Source organism: Stenotrophomonas sp. ATs4 (assembly GCF_051861585.1).
Classification (GTDB): domain Bacteria; phylum Pseudomonadota; class Gammaproteobacteria; order Xanthomonadales; family Xanthomonadaceae; genus Stenotrophomonas; species Stenotrophomonas maltophilia_AS.
In genome coordinates, this window is sequence record NZ_JBLYPK010000007.1 from 112,061 (window position 1) to 132,621 (window position 20,561).

The 20,561-nt window shown below is 66.0% G+C and carries 22 protein-coding genes; 8 read left to right on the plus strand and 14 right to left on the minus strand.

Annotated features, from left to right (window positions below; translation table 11 throughout):
- Window positions 1–65: 65 nt before the first annotated feature.
- The gene (locus tag ABR323_RS13865; protein WP_046987072.1) at window positions 66–668 is read right to left on the minus strand and encodes a TetR/AcrR family transcriptional regulator; all 603 of its coding nucleotides are present in this window, start codon (window positions 666–668) and stop codon (window positions 66–68) included.
- A 141-nt stretch (window positions 669–809) separates the two neighbouring features.
- Between ABR323_RS13865 and ABR323_RS13870 the strand changes: the two genes are divergently transcribed.
- The 3 genes from ABR323_RS13870 to ABR323_RS13880 all read left to right on the plus strand — a co-directional run bounded on the left by ABR323_RS13870 (window position 810) and on the right by ABR323_RS13880 (window position 4,733).
- Window positions 810–1,727, plus strand: a complete 918-nt coding sequence (locus ABR323_RS13870) for an alpha/beta fold hydrolase (RefSeq protein WP_439449724.1) — start codon at window positions 810–812, stop codon at window positions 1,725–1,727.
- Window positions 1,724–4,201, plus strand: a complete 2,478-nt coding sequence (locus ABR323_RS13875) for an acyl-CoA dehydrogenase (RefSeq protein WP_439449725.1) — start codon at window positions 1,724–1,726, stop codon at window positions 4,199–4,201. Before ABR323_RS13870 ends, ABR323_RS13875 begins: the two co-directional genes overlap by 4 nt.
- A 64-nt stretch (window positions 4,202–4,265) precedes the next feature.
- Window positions 4,266–4,733: a hotdog fold domain-containing protein gene (locus ABR323_RS13880; protein WP_439449726.1), complete on the plus strand. Its 468-nt coding sequence runs from the start codon at window positions 4,266–4,268 to the stop codon at window positions 4,731–4,733.
- Window positions 4,734–5,218: 485 nt separating this feature from the next.
- Here the strand turns inward: ABR323_RS13880 and ABR323_RS13885 are convergent, their stop codons facing one another.
- Both ABR323_RS13885 and ABR323_RS13890 read right to left on the minus strand, forming a co-directional pair.
- Window positions 5,219–5,569: a DUF1304 domain-containing protein gene (locus ABR323_RS13885; protein ID WP_135274800.1), complete on the minus strand. Its 351-nt coding sequence runs from the start codon at window positions 5,567–5,569 to the stop codon at window positions 5,219–5,221.
- Between the two features lie 76 nt (window positions 5,570–5,645).
- A complete protein-coding gene (locus tag ABR323_RS13890) occupies window positions 5,646–6,977 on the minus strand; it encodes an NTP/NDP exchange transporter (protein ID WP_439449727.1) in 1,332 nt (443 codons plus the stop codon).
- Window positions 6,978–7,263: 286 nt separating this feature from the next.
- On the opposite strand from ABR323_RS13890, the gene ABR323_RS13895 reads away from it, so the two are divergent.
- The gene (locus ABR323_RS13895; RefSeq protein WP_439449728.1) at window positions 7,264–8,664 is read left to right on the plus strand and encodes a serine hydrolase domain-containing protein; all 1,401 of its coding nucleotides are present in this window, start codon (window positions 7,264–7,266) and stop codon (window positions 8,662–8,664) included.
- A gap of 126 nt (window positions 8,665–8,790) precedes the next feature.
- On the opposite strand, the gene ABR323_RS13900 is transcribed toward ABR323_RS13895, so the two are convergent.
- Window positions 8,791–9,549 carry an SDR family NAD(P)-dependent oxidoreductase gene (locus ABR323_RS13900; RefSeq protein ID WP_135274803.1) on the minus strand — a complete coding sequence of 253 codons (759 nt, stop codon included), beginning with the start codon at window positions 9,547–9,549 and terminating at the stop codon, window positions 8,791–8,793.
- 112 nt (window positions 9,550–9,661) lie between these two features.
- Between ABR323_RS13900 and ABR323_RS13905 the strand changes: the two genes are divergently transcribed.
- Entirely contained in the window at window positions 9,662–10,555 is an 894-nt protein-coding gene (locus ABR323_RS13905) for a LysR substrate-binding domain-containing protein (RefSeq protein WP_135274804.1), read from the plus strand.
- Between the two features lie 120 nt (window positions 10,556–10,675).
- Here the strand turns inward: ABR323_RS13905 and ABR323_RS13910 are convergent, their stop codons facing one another.
- On the minus strand, window positions 10,676–11,227 hold the full coding sequence (locus ABR323_RS13910) for a histone (protein ID WP_135274805.1): 552 nt from the start codon (window positions 11,225–11,227) through the stop codon (window positions 10,676–10,678).
- 183 nt (window positions 11,228–11,410) lie between these two features.
- Between ABR323_RS13910 and ABR323_RS13915 the strand changes: the two genes are divergently transcribed.
- Window positions 11,411–12,001: a hypothetical protein gene (locus tag ABR323_RS13915; protein WP_439449729.1), complete on the plus strand. Its 591-nt coding sequence runs from the start codon at window positions 11,411–11,413 to the stop codon at window positions 11,999–12,001.
- Between the two features lies 1 nt (window position 12,002).
- Here the strand turns inward: ABR323_RS13915 and gcvH are convergent, their stop codons facing one another.
- The 9 genes from gcvH to nudE form a co-directional block, all read right to left on the minus strand.
- On the minus strand, window positions 12,003–12,398 hold the full coding sequence (gcvH, locus tag ABR323_RS13920) for a glycine cleavage system protein GcvH (protein WP_012511867.1): 396 nt from the start codon (window positions 12,396–12,398) through the stop codon (window positions 12,003–12,005).
- 93 nt (window positions 12,399–12,491) lie between these two features.
- On the minus strand, window positions 12,492–13,604 hold the full coding sequence (gcvT, locus tag ABR323_RS13925; protein ID WP_135274807.1) for a glycine cleavage system aminomethyltransferase GcvT: 1,113 nt from the start codon (window positions 13,602–13,604) through the stop codon (window positions 12,492–12,494).
- 156 nt (window positions 13,605–13,760) lie between these two features.
- Window positions 13,761–14,195, minus strand: a complete 435-nt coding sequence (locus ABR323_RS13930; protein ID WP_135274808.1) for an NfeD family protein — start codon at window positions 14,193–14,195, stop codon at window positions 13,761–13,763.
- A gap of 1 nt (window position 14,196) precedes the next feature.
- A complete protein-coding gene (locus tag ABR323_RS13935; RefSeq protein ID WP_012511869.1) occupies window positions 14,197–15,156 on the minus strand; it encodes an SPFH domain-containing protein in 960 nt (319 codons plus the stop codon).
- 66 nt (window positions 15,157–15,222) lie between these two features.
- Entirely contained in the window at window positions 15,223–15,525 is a 303-nt protein-coding gene (locus tag ABR323_RS13940) for an Mpo1-like protein (RefSeq protein WP_439449730.1), read from the minus strand.
- A gap of 233 nt (window positions 15,526–15,758) precedes the next feature.
- The gene (locus tag ABR323_RS13945; protein ID WP_135274811.1) at window positions 15,759–16,085 is read right to left on the minus strand and encodes a YnfA family protein; all 327 of its coding nucleotides are present in this window, start codon (window positions 16,083–16,085) and stop codon (window positions 15,759–15,761) included.
- Entirely contained in the window at window positions 16,082–16,921 is an 840-nt protein-coding gene (mazG, locus tag ABR323_RS13950) for a nucleoside triphosphate pyrophosphohydrolase (protein ID WP_135274812.1), read from the minus strand. The genes ABR323_RS13945 and mazG overlap by 4 nt, the downstream gene beginning before the upstream one ends.
- Window positions 16,922–16,934: 13 nt before the next feature.
- Entirely contained in the window at window positions 16,935–17,738 is an 804-nt protein-coding gene (gene cysQ / locus ABR323_RS13955; protein ID WP_135274813.1) for a 3'(2'),5'-bisphosphate nucleotidase CysQ, read from the minus strand.
- Window positions 17,735–18,298, minus strand: coding sequence for an ADP compounds hydrolase NudE (nudE, locus tag ABR323_RS13960; RefSeq protein ID WP_439449731.1), 564 nt, complete (start codon window positions 18,296–18,298; stop codon window positions 17,735–17,737). The genes cysQ and nudE overlap by 4 nt, the downstream gene beginning before the upstream one ends.
- 77 nt (window positions 18,299–18,375) lie before the next feature.
- Here nudE and bioA point away from each other — a divergent pair, with 77 nt between their 5' ends.
- Window positions 18,376–19,767 (plus strand): adenosylmethionine--8-amino-7-oxononanoate transaminase, encoded by a 1,392-nt coding sequence (bioA, locus tag ABR323_RS13965; protein WP_439449732.1) that lies wholly within the window; start codon window positions 18,376–18,378, stop codon window positions 19,765–19,767.
- Entirely contained in the window at window positions 19,758–20,495 is a 738-nt protein-coding gene (locus ABR323_RS13970; RefSeq protein WP_439449733.1) for a 16S rRNA (uracil(1498)-N(3))-methyltransferase, read from the plus strand. The genes bioA and ABR323_RS13970 overlap by 10 nt, the downstream gene beginning before the upstream one ends.
- Window positions 20,496–20,561: the final 66 nt, after the last annotated feature.

A 20,561-nucleotide genomic window follows, 5' to 3' on the forward strand; every position in this document is an offset into this window, starting at 1 on the left:
CCGGCGCCCAACAAAAAAAGGCCGCAGCAGGGCTGCGGCCTTCCAGCAATCTCATCGCAGGGCGCTTATCCGTTCGGAATCAACGTGTCGATCAGGTGTTCGACATACGCCTCGAAATCCTCACGGGCCTGCTTGGGCTGCTGCAGTTGCAGCGACAGCTGCAGGAAGCCGACGTAGGCTGCATAGGCCAGGCGCGCACGATGGCGTGCATCGGTAGAACTGAGCCCTGCCTGACGGAAGGAAGCAATCAGGTAGTCCAGGCGACGCTGCGAAACGCGGTCGATCACCGGGCGCACCATCGGGTGGTCCAGCGCCTTCAGCAGTTCGCTGTAGATGATGTGCGGCTGCACTTCATGGGCGACCATCTGGAACAACTGGCGCAGGCGCACGCGCGGATCCGGTACGTCCTCGAGGCTGCCGAACACTTGTTCCTGTTCGAACAGTTCCCAGCGTTCCAGCGCAGCCTGCAACAATGCATCGCGCGAAGGGAAATGCCAGTAGAAACTGCCCTTGGTCACGCCAAGTCGCCGCGCCAGCGGTTCCACCGCCACGGCGCCCACGCCTTGTTCAGCAATCAGATCGAGGGCCGCCTGGGCCCAGTCTTCGGCACTCAGGCGGCTGTTGCGGCCGGCGCGCGGTTCGCCGGCGGAAGCGTCAGGTTGATTCATGGGCTGATTTAACCATACGCCGGGGTTCGTTGCAGTACGCGGTTGCGGGCAATGCCGTCAAAAGGCCCCGCTGACGGCCTGCCGCACCGCACCATACGACACAGTATTGACTTCCCCTCCAAGCGCTCCATACTAGTAAGTATGGTTACGTCCCCTACTCCCGCTGTGTTCCATGACCTGCGCCTGGACGCGGCCCATGGCGCCCGCCTGGCGGCCACCGCCAGCGACCATGGCCGCCAGGGCCGAGTGCTGTTCGCGCACGGCTTCGGCCAGACCCGCCATGCCTGGAATGCCACGGCTCGCGCCCTGTCTGCAGCGGGCCTGCAGACCCTGGCCTACGATGCCCGCGGCCATGGCGATTCGGACTGGAATGCCGCCGACCTGCCCTACCACGGCGAGCAGTTCGCCGATGACCTCATCGTGCTGGCCGGCGAACAGCCGCGCCCGCCGGTGCTGGTGGCCGCCTCCATGGGTGGCCTGTTCGGCCTGCTGGCCGAATCGCGCTGGCCGGGTCTGTTCTCGGCAATGGTGCTGGTCGACATCACCCCGCGCTGGGATACCGCCGGGGTCGAACGCATCCTGGCCTTCATGACCGCTCATCCCGATGGCTTCGCCTCGCTGGCCCAGGCCGCCGACGTGATCTCGGCCTACATGCCGCACCGTCCGCGCAAATCCGAGCAGTCGCTGCGTGCGCTGCTGCGCGAAGACGGCCAGGGCCGCTGGCGCTGGCACTGGGACCCGCGCCTGGTGGCCGAACTGGCCCGCGACAGCGAACAGCACCAGGACGCGTTGGCCGAGGCCGCGCGCCAGGTGAAGTGCCCGCTGCTGCTGGTCAGCGGCGGCCGCAGCGACCTCGTCACGCCACAGACCGTCGCCGAATTCCTGGCGTTGGCGCCGCACGCGCGCCATGTACAGCTGCCGCAGGCCACGCATATGGTCGCCGGCGATGACAACGACGCCTTTACCGCTACTGTGTTGAACTATCTGGACGTGTTGCCCGCAGCGGATGCTGCAGCTTCGTCCGCCATAAACGAGCACGTCACCGGAGCACGCTCATGAGCCTCGTCATTCCCTTCCTCGCCCTGCTGCTGGCAGGCGCGTTCGTCGCCTACCACCGCATGCGCCTGCTGACCTGGACGCTGATCAGCGTGGCCCTGCTGGTCGCCTGCTGGTTCATTCCCTACGTCAACCAGACCGCCACCATCGTCGCTGCCGCCGTACTGGCCGTGATCGTCGTGCCGCTGCTGCTGCCGTTCATCCGCAAGCCGCTGCTGACCGCGCCGATGATGAAGGTGTTCCGCAAGGTGCTGCCGCCGCTGTCGCAGACCGAGCGCATCGCCCTGGAAACCGGCTCGGTCGGCTTCGAAGGCGAACTGTTCACCGGCGACCCGGACTGGAACATCCTGCTGAATTACCCCAAGCCGCAGCTGAGTGCGGAAGAACAGGCCTTCCTCGATGGCCCGGTCGAAGAGCTGTGCAAAATGGTCAACGACTGGGAGATCACCCACGTCCATGCCGACCTGCCGCCGGAGCTGTGGAGCTTCATCAAGAAGAACAAGTTCTTCGGCATGATCATTCCGAAGGAATACGGCGGTCTGGGCTTCAGCGCGCTGGCCCACCACAAGGTGATCCAGAAGCTGGCATCGGTGTCGAGCGTGGTCAGCTCCACCGTTGGCGTACCGAACTCGCTGGGTCCGGGTGAGCTGCTCAACCATTACGGCACCCAGGAACAGAAGGACCAGTACCTGCCGCGCCTGGCCGATGGCCGCGAAGTGCCCTGCTTCGGCCTGACCGGTCCGTTCGCCGGCTCCGACGCCACCTCGATTCCCGATTACGGCATCGTCTGCAAGGGCGAGTGGAACGGCGAGCAGGTACTCGGCGTCAAGCTCACCTTCGACAAGCGCTACATCACGCTGGCCCCGGTGGCCACGCTGATCGGCCTGGCCTTCCGCATGTACGACCCGGATGGCCTGATCGGTACCACCCGCGATATCGGCATCACCCTGGCCCTGTTGCCGCGTGACACCGCCGGTGTGGAAATCGGCCGTCGCCATTTCCCGCTCAACTCGACCTTCCAGAACGGCCCGATCCGTGGCAAGGATGTCTTCATCCCGCTGACCCAGCTGATCGGCGGCGCCGAGAAGGCCGGCAAGGGCTGGAACATGCTCAACGAGTGCCTGGCCGTCGGCCGCTCGATCACCCTGCCCTCCACCGCCAGTGGCGGTGCCAAGGCCGGCGCGGTGGTGACCGGTGCCTACGCGCGCATCCGCAAGCAGTTCGGCCTCTCGGTCGGCCGATTCGAAGGCGTGGAAGAAGCGCTGGCCCGCATCGGTGGCAAGGCCTACAAGATCAGCGCGCTGTCGCAGGCCACCGCTGCCGCTGTGGACCGTGGTGACGTGCCGTCGGTGCCGTCGGCGATCGCCAAGTACCACTGCACCAACATGAGCCGTGAAGTGATCTCGGACGTGATGGACGTGATCGGCGGCAAGGGCATCATCCTGGGGCCGCGCAACTTCGCCGGCCGCAGCTGGCAGGCCGCGCCGATCGCGATCACAGTGGAAGGCGCCAACATCATGACCCGCAGCCTGCTGATCTTCGGCCAGGGTGCGATCCTCTGCCACCCGTGGGTGCTGAAGGAAATGAAGGCCGCGCAGGACCCGGACACCCGTGCCGGCCTGCAGGATTTCGACCGCAGCCTGTTCGGCCACATCCGCTACGGCATTTCGAATGCCGTGCGTTCGTTCTGGTTCGGCCTGACCGGTGCCCGCTTCGGTGCTGCCCCGGGTGACGCTTACACCCGCCGTTACTTCCGCAAGCTGGACCGTTACTCGGCCAACCTGGCGCTGATGGCCGACATCTCGATGATGACGCTCGGCGGCAAGCTGAAGTTCAAGGAATCGCTGTCCGGCCGCCTGGGCGACGTGCTGAGCCACGTCTACATGACCAGCGCCATGCTCAAGCGTTATCACGACGAGGGCGCACCGCAGGCCGACCAGCCGCTGCTGGCCTGGGCTTTCCACGACAGCGTGCACAAGATCGAGGAATCGCTGTCGGCCGCCCTGCGCAACTTCCCGATCCGTCCGATCGGCTGGCTGATGTGGGCGCTGATCTTCCCGCTGGGCCGTCGCGCAGAGGCCCCGGGTGACCGCCTGAGCCGCCGCGTGGCCGCCCTGCTGATGGCACCGAACGAAGCCCGCGACCGCCTCGCCAACGGCGTGTTCCTGACCCCGTGCGAGAACAACCCGGGTGGCCGCATCAACAGCTACCTGAGCAAGGCGATCATGGCCGAGCCGGTGGAGCGCAAGTTCATCAAGGCGCTCAAGACCAAGGGCATCGAGGCGCTGGACTTCGTCACCCAGCTGGACGAGGCCGTGGCCGAAGGCGTGATCACCCAGGACGAGCGTACCCTGCTCGAAGAGCTGCGCACGCTCACCCTGGAAACCATCACCGTGGACGACTTCGATCCGGAAGAGCTGCGCTCTGCGGGCTACTACAAGCGCGAGCAGAAGGGCGCGCAGTCGCAGGCCGCGTGATCGCAGCCACCCTGTAAACGACAACGGCGGACTTCGGTCCGCCGTTTCTTTAGGGAGACCCCCGATGTCCGCTCCACTGCTTACGCTTTACCACCGCCTGCAGCGCTGGCCCGCCGGCAACTGGTTGTTCTCGCGCGCGGTGTGCTTCAAGGCGCCCTACTTCGCCAGCATCGCCCCGCGTATCACGCGCCTGGAGAACGGCCGCTGCGAGGGCACGCTGGCCGACCGCCGCGCGGTGCGCAACCACATCGGCACGGTGCATGCGATCGCGATGTGCAACCTGGCCGAGCTGACCGCCGGTCTGATGGTCGACGCATCGCTGCCGAAGGGCATGCGTTGGATCCCGAAGGGCATGCAGGTGCAGTACCTGGCCAAGGCGCGGGGCACGCTGCACGCGGTGGCGCTGCCGGCGCAGCCCATTGTGGTCGCTGCCGAAGGCTACGCGTTGCCGGTAACGGTGAGCGTGCGCGACGGGGCGGGGACGGAAGTGTTCAGCGCGGTCATCGACATGTGGATGTCGCCGGCGAAGTGAGGTTCCCGCGAACGGCGCAGCCCCTCGTGGGTTGGTCGCTGGAAGCGGGTCATGGGTTGGGCCGGAGGGCTGGGGCCAGGCGGGGACGCCGCAAGTACGTCCCTGTAGGCTTAGCCGCGCCATCCATGGCGCGGATACCCCGCCTGGCCCCAGCCCTCCGGCCTCTGACAGTTCTCTGCGGCGTCCACCCACGGAAAAGAAAAAAGAAGAGCAAAAGCAAAAGCGGCCCAGCGGCCGCTTTTTGCTTTTCGGTGTTGCTGTTGCTGTTGCTCTTGATCTTCTTTTTCTTCTCCGTGGGCTGGCCGCGCACGGAAACTGTCAGGGGTGGGGCGGGTGGGCCGTGCAGGGGCGTTGGCGCCATGGATGGCGCCATCGAGCTTACAGGGACGTACTTGCAGCGTCCCCTGCACGGCCCACCCGCCCCGCCCAGCGCGGCTTTTGATCTAAGCGGCCAACCCACGAGGGGCTGCGCCGTTGGCCGGAAATCACACCACCGCGCGAAGAACCAACGCCAGGATCGCCGGCAGCGCCTGGATCATGAAAATACGCCGACTCACGCTGTAGGCGCCATAGCACCCCGCCACCACCACACAGGCCAGCGAGAACGTCACCAGCGCCGGCTGCGCCATCACCAGCCCCACCACGATGCCCGCCGCCAGGAAGCCGTTGTAGAGGCCCTGGTTGGCCGCCAGCACGCGCGTGGTCTCTGCCTTCTCCGGTGTATTACGGAACGTCTTCAGGCCCAGCGGGCGGGTCCACAGGAACATCTCCAGCACCAGGAAATAGACATGCAGCAGTGCGACCAGCAGGGTCAGGGCGAGTGCGATCCAATACATGGGCGGTTCCTTGGGCAGGGATGGAGAATGGCGTCAGATCCCTTTCCCTGCCGGAAAGAGATCTGACCCCGAAACATCAGCGATCGCGCGGCAGCTTCTTTTCTTCGCGCAGCACGCCGAACGCGGCGGCCGTCATGCACGCGGCAACCAGCACGCCGCCGATGAACACCACGTGCGAGCCGAACAGTGACAGCCCCTTGTGCACCCAGGTGAAGCTCAGGTCGGCACCACGGTAGACCACCGTGTCGATGGCCGCACCGGCCTTGTAGCGCCACTGGCGGTCCACGCGGGTGTAGATGGTTTCGCGTGCTGGCTTGAACAGCGAGAATTCACTGGCCCGGGTCAGCACCTGCACCACCGCCACCATCATCGGCAGCGGCGATGCGGCCAGCACCGAGAAGCCGATCAGAATGGCGAAGGCGGGAATCAACAGGGCCGGGGCTATGCCGTGGCGCGACAACAGCCAGCGGGTCAGGCTCAACTGCAGCAGCAGCGTCAGCGCGTTCACCGCCAAGTCGATGCGCGAGAAGAACGCGGTGCTGGCAGCCGGGTCGTTGAAGGCCGCGCGCACGATGCTGGCCTGCTGGTTGTACAACAGGGTACCCACGCCCACGCCGAACACCACCAGCACCGCCAGCCAGCGCAGCAGCGGCTCGCGCACGATCAGCTTCAGGCCATCCAGCACGCTGCCGCCCATCGGCTGCTCACCCGAGACCAGCTGCTGCTCGCGTTCACGCAACACCGCCCAGTGCCGCAACCGCCAGATGCAGAACAGGCAGACGACCAGGAAACCCGCAGATACCAGCATCAGGTTGGCGATGCCGACGCGCTGCGCCAGCACGCTGGTGATGAGCGGGCCAAGGAACGCGCCGACGGTGCCGGCCGCGCCTATATAGCCGTAATACGCCCGCGCCTGCGCGTTGGAGAACACGTCGGCCATGAAGCTCCAGAACACGGCCACAGCGAACAGGTTGAACACCATCACCCAGAGGAAGAAGGCCATGCCGCGCCCCGGCACGTTGCTGTCGAACAACGCGTAGAAGCCCAGCAGAGTGACGATGAAGAAGCCATACACCACCGGCAGGAACACCCGCCGCGGGAAGCGGCTGACCAGCCAGCCATACACTGGCTGCAGCACCAGCATGATCACGAACACGCAGGAAAACAGGAACTGCAGCACGAAGTCCTTCAGCGCGATGCCATGGCTGGCAAACCAGGCGATCAGTAGCGGCGGGAACACCGTTTCCAGGTCGGCCGAGGCGGCCATCGCCTCGCGCACCGGGCGCAGCACGTAGTAGCCGCTGAGCAGGCAGAAGAAATACAGGAACGACCACCATAAGGCCGGCGACTCGCGCAGCGCCGCGCTCAGGCCCCGCAGCGGCCCCCTCCTGCCCTGCACCGCACTCACGCGGTGTCCCTCGCCTGAAGACGGCGGTTGGACAGCGGCATGGCAGGCTCCGGGGGCGGTGAAGCGCGTACGTTAGCCAATGCACTGCAACATCGCCAGCAGCCGGCACGCTGAAGGCTGCAACGCAGTGTCACGGGCCCGCCCTGGCGACACGTTCGGATACACGCTTTCGGCGCGTCAAAATTCCAACTTTTTCAAAGAGATGCGCATTCATCTTCGCTTTGTTTGTGCACAAGGGAAAAGCGGCGCTAGAATCGCAATCAGCAGTCGCGCACGGGTCCAACCGATGAAAAAGAACAGCCTGCGTCGTCCGATCCGTTCGGCGGCCACCGGTTTGCTGGGCATGTTGATGCCCGTTGCCTTGTCCACCACCGCGCAGACCCCGCCACCATTGCCGCCGATGCCGACCAACATCGAGTCCGCTGCCGGCGCTGCCGTGGCCCACACCCAGCCGGCGGCCTACCGCACCGGTCTGGTACCGCAGGTGCAGCTGCCGGCGGCCGGCTTCAACGTCGCCAACATCGAATCGATGGCACAGCAGCTCACGTATGGCGAGCGCGTGCCCGGCATGGCGGTGGCCATCGTGCAGGGTGGCCGCGTGCTCAGCGCGCGCGGCTACGGCGTTACCGACGTCAACAACCCGCTGCCGGTCGACGCCCACACCGTGTTCCGCCTGGCGTCGCTGTCCAAGGCCTTCGCCGGCACCATGGCCGGCCTGCTGGTCAACGATGGCACGCTGCGCTGGGACAGCAAGGTCACCGACTATGTGCCGGGCTTCCGTCTGAACTCGCCGGAAGCGACCGATCGCCTGACCGTGGCCGACGTACTCAGCCATCGCGTCGGCTTGCCCTACAACGCCTACGACCGCGACATCGAAGGCAACGCCGAGTACTACTCGCTCACCCAGAAGCTGGCCAACACCAGCCTGAAGTGCCTGCCGGGCGACTGCTACGCCTACCAGAACGTGGCCTTCAGCCTGATCGGCGACGTCGTCTACGCCGCCTCGGGCAGCTTCTACGAGCAGTCGGTCGAGCGCCGCATCTTCAAGCCGCTGGGCATGAACGATGCCAGCCTCGGCCTGGCCGGCATCCAGGCAAGCTCGCGCTGGGCGCGTCCGCACGTGCGCAGCCGCAACGGCTGGGTGTCGCTGACGCCGAAGCCGACCTATTACCGCGTTGCGCCGGCTGCTGGCGTCAATGCCAGCGCCAGCGACATGGCGCAGTGGCTGCTGGCCCACACCGGCCACCGCCCGGACGTGCTGCCGGCGCCGCTGCTGGCCACCCTGCACTCCAGCCTGATCAACACGCCCGGCGAGATGCGTTCGGGATGGCGCCGCGAGCGCCTGCATTCGGCCGGTTATGCACTGGGCTGGCGCACCTTCGATTACGCCGGCCACGATGTGGTGTTCCATGCCGGCGCGGTGCAGGGCTATCGCGGCCTGGTCGCGCTGGTGCCGGAACGCGATCTCGGTATTGCCATCATGTGGAACGGCGAAAGCGGCCTGCCCAGCGGCCTGCTGCCGACCGTGCTCGACGCCGCCCTCGGCCTGCCGACGCAGCGTTGGCTGGACGTGGACACCGACTTCGGCAGCGACAACCTGATGGCTGAGGGCGCCAGCCCGGCGCAGCAGGACAAGCGCAAGGGCAAGGGCGCTTCGAGCAACCGTGCGGTGGCCTCGCCGCGCTGACCTGGCGGGCTCGACCATGAGTGGAAGGGCGGCCTGCGGGTCGCCCTTTTTTGTTGTTGTAGAGCAGAGCCCATGCTCGGCTGATTCAAGCAGCCGAGCATGGCTCGGCTCTACCGTTCCGCAGCGCTAGTGCGCGAAGTAGTGCATTCCTCCATCCACCGGAATCACCGCGCCGGTGATGTACCCCGCCAACGGGGAAGCCAGGAACGCGACCAGGTGTGCCACCTCCTCCGGCTCGCCGAAACGCCCCATCGGAATGTTGCGGGCGATGAACTCACGCCGGCTCTCTTCGGTGGGATGCAGCCGATCCAGGATCTGCGCACTGTTGATCCGCCCCGGAGCGATCGCGTTGATGGTGATGCCCTCGCCCGCCACGTCGCAGGACAGCCCCTTGCTCCACAGATGCAGCGCCGCTTTCGCCGGGCTCGCGGCATTCACAGCGCGCGGCTCCATCGACCCGCTGAGGTTGATCACACGCCCCCAGCCATTGGTCTGCATCGACGGCAGCACTGCCTGCGTCAGCCGTCGTGCCGCCGAGAAGTTCAGCGCCATCGCCTCGTCCCACACCTCATCTGCTGCGGCCACCCCGGCCAGCCGCGCGCCACCGGCCGCATTGACCAGGATATCCACGCGCTGCAGCGCCGCCAGCGACGCGCTGGCAATGCGCTGCACATCGTCGGCGTCGGTCAGATCGCCCAGCAGCACAACCGGTGATGGCCCACCCGCCGCCTCGATCGCGGCCGCCACCGATTGCAACGGCGCCTGCCGCCGCGCGGTGATCGCCACGCGCACACCCAGCGTTGCCAGCACCCGCGCGACACCTGCGCCGATGCCGCTGCCTGCGCCGGTGACCAGCGCGGTACGTCCTTCAAGATCCAGTTTCATGTGTTGCCCTGCCAGGTTCTGCCGGCCCATCTGGCCGTGCGGACATGCTCTTTGAGTACCCTCGATTGATAAACTCCGACGAGGTTTCAACATTCAGAACCCGGGGTGTCAGATGAACCTGCTGGAGAGCATGCAGGTCTACGTGTTGATCGTGGACAAGGGCAGCCTCAGCGCTGCGGCAGCGGCGATGGACATGTCCGCAACGATGGCCGGCAAGCACCTGCGTGCGCTCGAGGCCCGACTCGGTATGCAGCTGCTCAGCCGCACCACCCGGCGCCAGCACATGACGCCGTTCGGCGAGGACTACTACGCGCGCAGCAAGGAGATCCTGCGCCTGGTGGACGAGACCGATGCACAGGCCCAGCATCAGCAACTGGCACCTGCAGGCACACTGCGCATCAGCGCCCCGGTGATCTTCGGCACGCATGCGCTGGTGCCAGCGCTGGCCGAGTACATGGCCCGCTACCCGGATGTCCGGGTCGAGGTAACGCTGAGTGATCGCGTAGTCGACCTGGCCGAAGAAGGCTTCGAGGCAGCACTGCGCATCGGCACGCTGGCCGACAGCAGCGGGCTGGTGGCGCGACCACTATCGCCCTACCGGTTGATGATGTGCGCCTCGCCGGGGTATCTCGCCCGGCACGGTACGCCCCCTGATCTGACGGCGCTTGCCCGGCACCAGTGCCTGTCCTTCGAACCCAGCGCACTTGCGCAGTGGCTGCACGTCGACCATGGCGAGCTCGACCGTGTGCCCAACGGCAGGCTGCAGATCAACAATGGCGAAGCCCTGCGCTCGGCGGCACTGCAGGGTCTGGGCATCGTGCTGCAGTCGGCGCTGCTGCTGGCTGCGGATGTCGATGCCGGGCGCCTGGTGCAGTTGTTCCCGGAACATGGCCAGACCGGCCGGCCGATGCATGTGGTCTACGCGCACGACCGTTACCGCTCCACCCGCCTGCGCAGTTTCCTGGACTTTCTGGTCGAGCGCTTTCCACCAGCGCCGCACCGCTAGCGTCGTCCGCCAGAAAAGCAGTCGAGCATGGCTCGACTCTACAAACGGCCCCATAAAAAAACCCCCTCCCCGCTGGGCAGCCAGGGAAGGGGGTTTCAGGATGCGGCTATCGGGAAGTACTTAGATCAGCGGCGCCGGGGTTGCCGGAAGAGCGACCGGAGCGGCCTTCTTCTTGCGGGCGGCCGGCTTGCGCTTGGCAACCTTCTTCGCTGCCTTCTTCGGGGCAGCCTTCTTGGTGGCCTTCTTCGCGGTCTTCTTGACTGCCTTCTTGGCGGTCTTCTTTACCGCCTTCTTTGCAGTCTTCTTTACTGCCTTCTTGGCGACCTTCTTGGCCGGCTTGCGGGCAGTGGCCTTCTTCGCAGTCTTCTTGGTGGCCTTCTTGGCTACCTTCTTGACGGCCTTCTTCGCGGTCTTCTTGACGGCCTTCTTGGCAGTCTTCTTGACGGCCTTCTTGGCAGTGGACTTCTTGGCTACCTTCTTCGCCGCCTTCTTCACTGCCTTCTTCGCAGTGGTCTTCTTGGCGACCTTCTTCGCAGCCTTCTTCACTGCCTTCTTGGCGGTCGCCTTCTTCGCGACCTTCTTCACTGCCTTCTTGGCAGCGGCCTTCTTAGCGACCTTCTTCACCGCTTTCTTGGCGGCGGGCTTCTTCTTCGCAGCTTTCTTGGTTGCCATGGGATGGCTCCTCGTCAGTGATAGGGAGTTGAAACGCCCAGGTGGATCAAACCCGCGGATGCTGCGTGCGGGGACCGCCGGCGCGTCAGGCGCGCCGTTACGGATGCGGCAATGCCCGCCTCGATCGGCGGAGCGGGCATCGGAACAGGAGGTACCTTGCATTTCTCCGGGGGAAGCGGGGCCATGTCCACCGTCATCAGGGTCGCGGTGGTCTTGAAGGGGCTGCTTCGCATCGGACGATTGATTCTGCGCACTCGGTTGGGCAGGCAAGGTCTGCTGAGGCGAAACCTAATCACGGTTTTTTTTACTGTCAACAACCCCCGCGAAAAATTTTCACATCCGCACCGTCCGCGATGGCGCCTGCACGGTCGCCACACCACGCCTGCAACGACCGCCGAAGCGCCGCACGCGCACGTTTCGCGCAACAGCGGAAACGCAATCATTGAACAAAAAACACTTGAAATAAGCACTCTGCTTGAAAGCGTGCATGTTCGTCGCGATACCACGCAGGCATCGCCAGTGACCATCGCCACTGCCGCCAACGCCAGCACAACGGCGCCGCAACAGGGGATCAAAAGTTTTCACATCCGGGCGCGCCAACGCAGGGTGGAAACGCGGATTTGCGCAAAACTGCGCATGCCCTTCCATGCCGTTCGTCTGCCCGCTGATGCCGTGCCGAGGGTACGCAGCGAACCCGTCGTCATGAGTCCGGTGCGGCCGCCAAAACAAAAACGGCCACCCGAAGGTGGCCGTGTTCGAACCCGGAAACGATGACTCAGTGGTCTTCGTCTTCCAGTGCTTCGGCGTACGCGTCCGGATCCAGCAGCTCGTTGAGCTCTTCGGCGTTGGACAGTTCGACCACATACATCCAGCCGTCGCCGTAGGCATCTTCGTTGATGGTTTCCGGCTTGTCCGACAGCGCCGAGTTGACTTCGACGATGGTGCCGCTGACCGGGCTGTAGACGTCGGAGGCGGCCTTCACCGACTCGACGACCGCGATCTGCTCGTTGGCCTTGGCGGTCGCGCCGACTTCGGGCAGCTCGACGTAGACCAGGTCACCCAGCAGGCCCTGGGCGTGGTCGGAAATACCGACGGTAACGCGGCCATTGCCTTCGACACGGGCCCACTCATGGGACTTGAGGAACTTGAGGTCGCCGGGGATCTCGCTCATGGGACTGCTCCAGAGATATGCAGGGGTGGAAAAAACGGGGCTAGTGTAACCAACCGACCGCCACTGCTGTCAGTGACGACCGGCATGTTTGGATCAGGCGTCGCCAAGCACGCCGGGCTGGGCCTGGCCTTCGCGCACGAACGGGAACTTGACCACGCGCACCGGCACCTGCCGGCCACGGATGTCGACGGTGACCTGGCCCAGTTCACCGGCCGGGACGCGGGCAAAGGCAATGCCCTTGGCCAGGGTCGGCGAGAAGGTGCCGGACAGGATTTCTCCCTGGCCACCGGCGGTGGTCACCGCCTGGCCATGACGCAGCACGCCCTTCTCGTCCATCACCAGGCCGATCATCTGGCGTGCGTTGCCTGCGGCCTTCTGCGCTTCCAGCACGTCGCGGCCGATGAAGTCGCGACCTTCATCCAGCGATACGGTCCAGGCCAGCGCCGCTTCATAGGGACTGATCGCTTCGTCCATGTCCTGGCCATACAGGTTCATGCCGGCTTCCAGGCGCAGGGTGTCGCGCGCACCGAGTCCGGCCGGCTTCACGCCTGCGGCCAGCAGGCGGTTCCAGAACGCGACCACCGCATCCTGCGGCAGCAGGATCTCGAAACCATCTTCACCGGTGTAGCCGGTGCGTGCGACGAACAGCTCGACGCCGTCGTCGGACTGCGCCTGCAGGGCGGCGAAGCGGCCGAGCTTGGCCAGCGCTGCACGGTCGGCGTCACGGGCCAGGCCGATGACGATGTCGCGCGCCTGCGGACCCTGTACGGCCAGGATCGCCAGGTCCGGCCGCTGCTCGACGGACACATTGAACGGCGCCGCCTGCTCACGCAGCCAGGCCAGATCCTTTTCGCGGGTGGACGCGTTGACCACCATGCGGAAGAAGTCGTCGCCAAGGTAGTAGACGATCAGATCGTCGATGACGCCGCCCTGCGGATTGAGCATGCACGAGTACAGTGCTTTGCCGGTGACCTTGAGCTTGTCCACCGAATTGGCCAGCAGGCGGCGCAGGAACGGCTTGACCTGGTCACCGCGCAGGTCGACTACGGTCATGTGGCTGACGTCGAACACACCGGACTCGCGACGCACCAGGTGGTGTTCGTCCAGCTGCGAGCCGTAGTGGATGGGCATGTCCCAACCCCCGAAATCGACCATCTTGGCGCCAAGGGCGCGGTGGGTATCGTTGAGCAGCGTCTTCTGGGTCATGACCGGGTCCGGCAGCAGAGGAAACAAGAATCCCCATTATCCCAGATCGGTCGCCCGCAGGCGTGCCGCAGCGCAGCGGCAATGACACGCGCGTCCACTGCGTCGCCGGCCATGACGATTGCCGGATCCTGACCCGGCAACCGCACGCCCAGAGAACTAGGCGACGGCTTCGACCACCAGCACCGTGCCCTGCACGCTGAGCACCCTCACCCACGCGCCTGCAGGAAGCTCCGGACCACTCACCTGCCAGGACGCGTCGTCGATGCTGACCCGTCCATGGCCATCCACAATGCCCTGCTGCAGTGCCACGACCCGGCCGATCAGTTGTTCCGTGCGGCGGTTGAGCAGCGGGGCATCACTGGGGCGGGCGCGGGACCGCCCCCAGCGCCGGTAGCATTGGATCGAGACAAAGCTCAACAGCACGAAGGCAACCACCTGCCACAGCAGCGGAACATCGCTGAACACCGCCACCAGCACGAACACCGCCGCCGCGCCGATGCCGATCCACAGCATGAACGCACCCGGTGCCAGGGCCTCGGCCGCGAACAGCAGCAGTGCCAATGCGCCCCATCCCATGACTTCCCAGCGCATGTCAGCCTCCAATCGGTGGTGGCCGCTTGCTGGCGGCCTTGCTGTCCTGGTCGGCCAGCGCCTGCTTGGCCAACTCAGCGACACCGGCAATCGAACCGATCACCCCGCTGGCCTCCATCGGCATCAGCACCAGCTTCTGGTTCGGTGAACTGGCCAGTTCCTTGAATGCTTCCACGTACTTCTGGGCAACGAAGTAGTTGATCGCCTGCACGTCACCCTCGGCGATCGCCACCGACACCACCCTGGTCGCCATCGCTTCGGCTTCGGCCAGGCGCTCGCGGGCCTCGGCATCACGGAACGCGGCTTCACGGCGGCCTTCGGCCTCCAGTACCGTGGCCTGCTTTTCGCCTTCGGCGCGCAGGATCTCCGACTGCCTCGAACCCTCCGCCTCAAGGATCTGCGCACGCTTCTCGCGCTCGGCCTTCATCTGTCGCGCCATCGCATCCAGCAGATCACGTGGCGGCTGGATGTCGCGGATCTCGATGCGGTTGACCTTCACGCCCCAGGGGTTGGTGGCATGGTCGACCACGCTCAGCAGCTGGGCATTGATCACCTCGCGCTGGCTCAGCGATTCATCCAGGTCCATCGAACCGATCACGGTCCGGATGTTGGTCTGCACCAGGGCGATCATCGCTACTTCCAGGTTGGCCACTTCATAGGCGGCCTTGGCCGCATCCAGCACCTGGAAGAACACCACGCCATCCACGCGTACGGCGGCGTTGTCCTTGGTGATCACCTCCTGGCTGGGTACATCCAGCACCTGCTCCATCATGTTCACCTTGCGGCCCACCCCATAGACGATCGGGATCAGGAAGTGCAGGCCGGGCGTCATGGTGTGCGTGTAGCGCCCGAAGCGCTCGACGGTCCATTCATACCCCTGCGGCACCATCCGCACTGCCTTGAACAGGATCACCACGGCCACGAAGGCCAGTACCACGGTAAAGAACATGGTCGGGAACATCGCGCTTTCCTTATCCAGGGCGTCCAGGGGCCAGCATAACGCGTGAAGGCCGCCTGCACAGCGGAGCTACCAGGGCAGCCGCCCGCGCAGGATGTCGACGAACATCACCCAGTCGCCCATGAACGAGTACAGCGGATGCAGGAAGGTGGCCGGGCGGTTCTTCTCGAAGAACAAATGGCCGACCCAGGCGAATCCATAGCCACAGACCAGCGCGGCCAGCAGCAGCATCGGTTGGCCACGCAGCAGCGCGGCCGCCACAAGCAACAGCACGCCGCAGCTGCCGATGAAATGCAGGCGACGCGACACCCGGTGCCGGTGCTCGCTGAGATAGAACGGATAGAACTCGTGGAAGCTGGCGAAGCGGGACATACGCAGGCTCTGGGGGCCGTGGTCCCTGCCATCATGCGCCTTCGCGGCAAGGAAAGCGGCTTCGATGGCGGGGTCGATTTCGACGCGGCGCTGCGTGATCCGGCGCCGTTGCCTTTGTAGGGTCCAGGCATGCTCGACTGCTTTACGCGAACGGCAGCCGAGCATGGCTCGGCTCTACTGAAGATCGGGAGCAGCCGAGCAAGCTCGACTCTACCCGGCGAAGCCTTGGGCCATCACACCGGCTGGCGCGGACCGAACATGATCACGGCCATGCCGGCCAGGCACAGTGCGGCGCCGAGCAGGTCCCAGCGGCTGGGGCGGATGCCATCGACCAGCCACAGCCAGAACAGCGCGGTACCGATGTAGACACCACCATAGGCCGCATAGACCCGGCCGCTGGCGGTCGGGTGCAGGGTCAGCAACCACGCGAACAGGGCCAGGCTGGCCGCCGCCGGCAGCAGCAGCCAGACGCTGCCACCCTTGCGCAGCCACAACCACGGCAGGTAGCAGCCGATGATCTCGGCCAGCGCTGTCAGCAGGAACAGGCCGAGTGTCTTCACGCCTTCTCCGCCGCCTTGGCGTGCTGCCACAGTGCTTCCTGCGCATCCAGGTCCAGCGCGGACAGCGCGTCACCCTGCACTTCGGCCTGAGCCTCCATCGCGCGGAAGCGGCGTTCGAACTTGTGGTTCGCCCCGCGCAGCGCAGCGCCCAGGTCGATGTCGGCATGGCGGGCCAGGTTGGCGCAGACGAACAGCAGGTCGCCCAGTTCTTCCTGCAGGCGCGCCTTGTTACCGGCGATATCGCCGCGCTCGAATTCCTCGCGCAGCTCCTGCAGCTCCTCGGCCGCCTTGTCCAGCACCGGCAGCGGACCCGGCCAGTCGAAGCCGACCTTGGCCGCACGCGACTGCAGCTTCACTGCCCGCTGCCACTCCGGCAGGCCTCGCGAGATGCCGGCCAACGCGGAGGTATCCTGCTCGCCCTTGGCGGCACGCTCGGCACGCTTGATCGCGTCCCAGTTGCGCATCACGCCGTCGGCATCGTCGACGCTGACGTCGGCGAACACGTGCGGGTGGCGGCGCTGCATCTTGTCGCTGATCGCGCGCGCGACCTCGGCGAAGGCGAAGGCCCCCTGCTCCTCGGCCATGCGCGCATGGAACACCACCTGCAGCAGCAGGTCGCCGAGTTCGTCGCAGAGATCGTCAAGATCACCCCGATCGATCGCATCGGCAACCTCGTAGGCTTCCTCGATGGTGTACGGGGCGATGGTCGAGAAGTCCTGCTCCAGATCCCACGGGCAGCCGCCCTGCGGGTCGCGCAGGCGCGCCATGATCGCCAGCAGGCGTTCCAGTTCATGGCTGGCATCACTGCCGGCGATGGGGGTGTCGTGCGCGCTCATGCGGCCTCCAGGGTCAGTCGGACAACCAGTCGCGCCACGGCAGGCTGGTATCACCAAGGGCAATGAAATCGCCGTTCAACAGGGTCTCGCGGCGGTTGTAGCGGAACGGTTTGCCGGTCGCCGCCGACAGCACTGCACCACCGGCGGCATGCAGCACGCACTGGCCGGCGGCGGTGTCCCATTCGGAGGTCGGGCCCAGCCTCGGGTAGACATCCAGGCCGCCTTCGGCGATCCGGCAGAACTTCAATGACGATCCCTGCGCGATGGTTTCGATGCGGCCCATGCGCGCCAGCAGTGCTTCGGTTTCCGGCGAGCGGTGCGAGCGGCTGGCGGCGACCCGCAGCGGTGCGGTGGCCGGCGCGCGGGTACGCAGCACGGTGTCATGCAGGCCCTGGCGGCGGTACGCCAGCTCACCCCGCATGGCATGCCAGACAATACCGGTGACCGGGGCCAGCACCACGCCGAATGCCGGCGCGCCCTGGTAGATCAATGCGATGTTGACGCTGAACTCGCCGTTGCGCTTGATGAACTCGCGGGTACCGTCGAGCGGGTCGACCAGCCAATAGGCGCCCCAATGGCGGCGCTGCTCCCACGTGACCTGGGCCGACTCCTCGGACAGGATCGGCAGATCCGGGGTCAGCTGCTGCAGGCCCTGCTCGATGACCTGGTTTGCCGCCAGGTCGGCGGCGGTGACCGGACTGTTGTCGTCCTTGATCTGCACGTCGAAGCCATCGGCATACACCTGCATGATGGCCTGTCCGGCTTCCTGGGCGATGGCGATGGCGGTCTCGCGCAGGTCCGTGGTCAGTTTGATCATCGCGTTCCCTGCAGCCACTGCCGGGCGATGAACAGCGCCGCCAGCGAGCGTCCCTCGGAGAAGTCCTCGCGCAGCATCAGCTGATCCAGGTCGGCCAGCTTCCACGGCACCACTTCCAGTTCTTCCGGCTCATCGCCGGCCAGCTTTTCCGGGTACAGGTCGCGCGCCACCACCAGCCACGACTGATGGCTCATGTAGGTCGGGGCCAGAGTCATCGCGCGCAACACATCGACCCGGCGTGCGCCATAGCCGGCCTCTTCCTTCAGCTCGCGGTCGGCCGCCTGCTCGGGCGTTTCGCCAGCGTCGATCCGGCCCTTGACCAGGCCCAGCTCGTAGCGATGCATGCCGGCAGCGTATTCACGTACCAGCAGCACGGTGTCGTCATCGAGCATCGGCACCACCACCACCGCACCGTGGCCGCGGCTGACCAGGCGTTCGAAGCGGCGGCGTTCACCATTGGAGAACTCCAGGTCCAGGTGCTGGCGCTGGAAGGGACCGTTCTCTTCATCGGTGATCCGATGGATGATCGGCAAGCGACGGCCGGCTCGGTCATCGTTCATGCGGAATCTCCGCGGCAGCCGGCGCCTGCGCCGGGGCCGATAGAATGTGCAGGCAGCAACATGTTCATGAGCCCGAAATGCTAGCAGACCCAACCCCCTCCCCGCTGGTCGAGCACTGGCGGCAACGCGACCTGAAGGTGCTGTGGCACCCCTGCACGCAGATGCGCGAGCATCCGCACACCCTGCCATTGGTACCGATCGCGCGCGGCCAGGGTGCCTGGCTGTTCGACCACGACGGCAACCGCTACCTGGATGCGGTCAGCAGCTGGTGGACCAACCTGTTCGGCCATGCCGAGCCGCGCATCGGCGGTGCCATTGCCGCCCAGGCCGGGCAGCTGGAACAGGTGATGCTGGCGGGCTTCGGCCACGAGCCGGCGATCACCCTGGCTGAACGGCTGCTGGCGCTGGCACCGCGCCAACCCGGCCGCGAGCCGTTGGCCAAGGTGTTCTACGCCGACAACGGATCAGCCGGCGTGGAAGTGGCGCTGAAGATGGCGTTCCAGTATTTCCAGAATCGTGGAGAGCCGCGCCGCACGCGCTTCATCGCGCTGGAGAACGGCTACCACGGCGAGACCCTGGGCGCGCTGGCGTTGGGCGACATCCCGCTGTACCGCCGTGTCTATGCGCCGCTGCTGGCCGAAGGCCTGTTCGCGCCCTCGCCCGATGCCTATCTGGCCGAGCCGGGACAGAGCGCGGCCGACCGCGCGCGGCAGGCGGCCGATGGGCTGGCCACGCTGTTCGACCAGCACCCGGGCGAGATCTGCGCGGTGATCCTGGAGCCGCGCCTGCAATGTGCCGGTGGCATGCGCATGCACGACCCGGTGTACCTGCAGCGCGTGCGCGAACTGTGCGATGCGCACGGTGCGTTCATGATCGCCGACGAGATCGCAGCGGGCTTTGGCCGCACCGGCACGATGTTCGCCTGCGAGCAGGCTGGGGTGATGCCGGACCTGATGTGCCTGTCCAAGGGATTGACCGGCGGCTTCCTGCCGCTGGCCGCCGTGCTCGCCACGCAGGCGCTGTACGAGGCCTTCCTCGACGACTCGCGTGAGCGGGCGTTCCTGCATTCCCACAGTTACACCGGCAACCCGCTGGCCTGTGCGGCGGCGCTGGCGACGCTGGACATCTTCCGCGACGACGACGTGATCGCCCGCAACCGCGGCATTGCCTCGGTGATGGGTACGCTGGCCGCGCCCTTCAGCGATCATCCGCACGTGGCCGATGTGCGCCAGGCCGGCATGGTGGTGGCGTTCGAGCTGTCGCGCGGCGGCAACAGGCACACGCCGTTCGACCCTTCGCTGCGGCTGGGCCTGCACGCCTACAAGGCTGCGCTCAAGCGCGGCGTGGTGCTGCGCCCACTGGGCGACGTGCTCTATTGGATGCCACCCTACTGCGTGGACGACGAACAACTGGAGCTGCTGGCACATACCACGCTGGCAGCCATCGACGAGGCGATTGCATGCGCGTGACCCGCTGCCCCATCGACCTGGCGCTGCACAGCGGCCAGACCGTGACCCTGCCGGAAGAGACGGCCAACCACCTGGTACGGGTGATGCGCCTGCGCGAAGGCGACAGCTGCGTACTGTTCAACGGCGACGGCCACGACTACAGCGCGACGCTGACCGTGGCCGGCAAGCGCGAGGTGCAGGTGCGCATCGACGCGGTGCTGGCCATCGAGAACGAGTCGCCGCTGACGATCACCCTGCTGCAGGGCATCGCCCGCGGCGAGAAGATGGATCTGATCCTGCAGAAGGCCACTGAACTGGGGGTGGCGGCGATCATCCCGGTCAACGCCGAACGCACCGAGGTGAAGCTCGACGCGGCACGGGCAGAGAAGCGGGTGGCGCACTGGAACAACGTGGTGACCTCGGCCTGCGGCCAATCCGGGCGTGCGCGCATTCCGCAGGTGGGTTCGCCGCTGTCGCTGGCGCAGGCCACAGCGACGCTGCCAGCCGATACATTGCGGCTGACCCTTGACCCACTGGGTACGCATCGGCTGTCGACGCTGGACGCCGCGCCCGCCGGGGGCATCGTGATTGCGATTGGTCCGGAAGGTGGCTGGTCGCCACGCGACCGGGATCAGTTGGCGGCTGCAGGCTTCCAGGGACTGCAGCTTGGTCCGCGTATCCTGCGCACGGAAACCGCTGGCCTGGCCGCGATCGCGGCGCTGCAGGCGCGGTTGGGAGATCTGGGGTAGACCTCGCACAGTGGTAGTGCCGGCCGCTGGCCGGCATCCACGAGGTCATGAGGTTGCCGGCCAGCG

Bases quoted from the DNA above. Each gene is read 5' to 3' on its own strand.
- ABR323_RS13865 (WP_046987072.1), bottom strand. From the start codon at position 668: ATGAATCAACCTGACGCTTCCGCCGGCGAACCGCGCGCCGGCCGCAAC.
- ABR323_RS13870 (WP_439449724.1), top strand. From the start codon at position 810: ATGGTTACGTCCCCTACTCCCGCTGTGTTCCATGACCTGCGCCTGGAC.
- ABR323_RS13875 (WP_439449725.1), top strand. From the start codon at position 1,724: ATGAGCCTCGTCATTCCCTTCCTCGCCCTGCTGCTGGCAGGCGCGTTC.
- ABR323_RS13880 (WP_439449726.1), top strand. From the start codon at position 4,266: ATGTCCGCTCCACTGCTTACGCTTTACCACCGCCTGCAGCGCTGGCCC.
- ABR323_RS13885 (WP_135274800.1), bottom strand. From the start codon at position 5,569: ATGTATTGGATCGCACTCGCCCTGACCCTGCTGGTCGCACTGCTGCAT.
- ABR323_RS13895 (WP_439449728.1), top strand. From the start codon at position 7,264: ATGAAAAAGAACAGCCTGCGTCGTCCGATCCGTTCGGCGGCCACCGGT.
- ABR323_RS13900 (WP_135274803.1), bottom strand. From the start codon at position 9,549: ATGAAACTGGATCTTGAAGGACGTACCGCGCTGGTCACCGGCGCAGGC.
- ABR323_RS13905 (WP_135274804.1), top strand. From the start codon at position 9,662: ATGAACCTGCTGGAGAGCATGCAGGTCTACGTGTTGATCGTGGACAAG.
- ABR323_RS13910 (WP_135274805.1), bottom strand. From the start codon at position 11,227: ATGGCAACCAAGAAAGCTGCGAAGAAGAAGCCCGCCGCCAAGAAAGCG.
- ABR323_RS13915 (WP_439449729.1), top strand. From the start codon at position 11,411: ATGTCCACCGTCATCAGGGTCGCGGTGGTCTTGAAGGGGCTGCTTCGC.
- gcvH (WP_012511867.1), bottom strand. From the start codon at position 12,398: ATGAGCGAGATCCCCGGCGACCTCAAGTTCCTCAAGTCCCATGAGTGG.
- gcvT (WP_135274807.1), bottom strand. From the start codon at position 13,604: ATGACCCAGAAGACGCTGCTCAACGATACCCACCGCGCCCTTGGCGCC.
- ABR323_RS13930 (WP_135274808.1), bottom strand. From the start codon at position 14,195: ATGCGCTGGGAAGTCATGGGATGGGGCGCATTGGCACTGCTGCTGTTC.
- ABR323_RS13935 (WP_012511869.1), bottom strand. From the start codon at position 15,156: ATGTTCCCGACCATGTTCTTTACCGTGGTACTGGCCTTCGTGGCCGTG.
- ABR323_RS13940 (WP_439449730.1), bottom strand. From the start codon at position 15,525: ATGTCCCGCTTCGCCAGCTTCCACGAGTTCTATCCGTTCTATCTCAGC.
- mazG (WP_135274812.1), bottom strand. From the start codon at position 16,921: ATGAGCGCGCACGACACCCCCATCGCCGGCAGTGATGCCAGCCATGAA.
- cysQ (WP_135274813.1), bottom strand. From the start codon at position 17,738: ATGATCAAACTGACCACGGACCTGCGCGAGACCGCCATCGCCATCGCC.
- nudE (WP_439449731.1), bottom strand. From the start codon at position 18,298: ATGAACGATGACCGAGCCGGCCGTCGCTTGCCGATCATCCATCGGATC.
- bioA (WP_439449732.1), top strand. From the start codon at position 18,376: ATGCTAGCAGACCCAACCCCCTCCCCGCTGGTCGAGCACTGGCGGCAA.
- ABR323_RS13970 (WP_439449733.1), top strand. From the start codon at position 19,758: ATGCGCGTGACCCGCTGCCCCATCGACCTGGCGCTGCACAGCGGCCAG.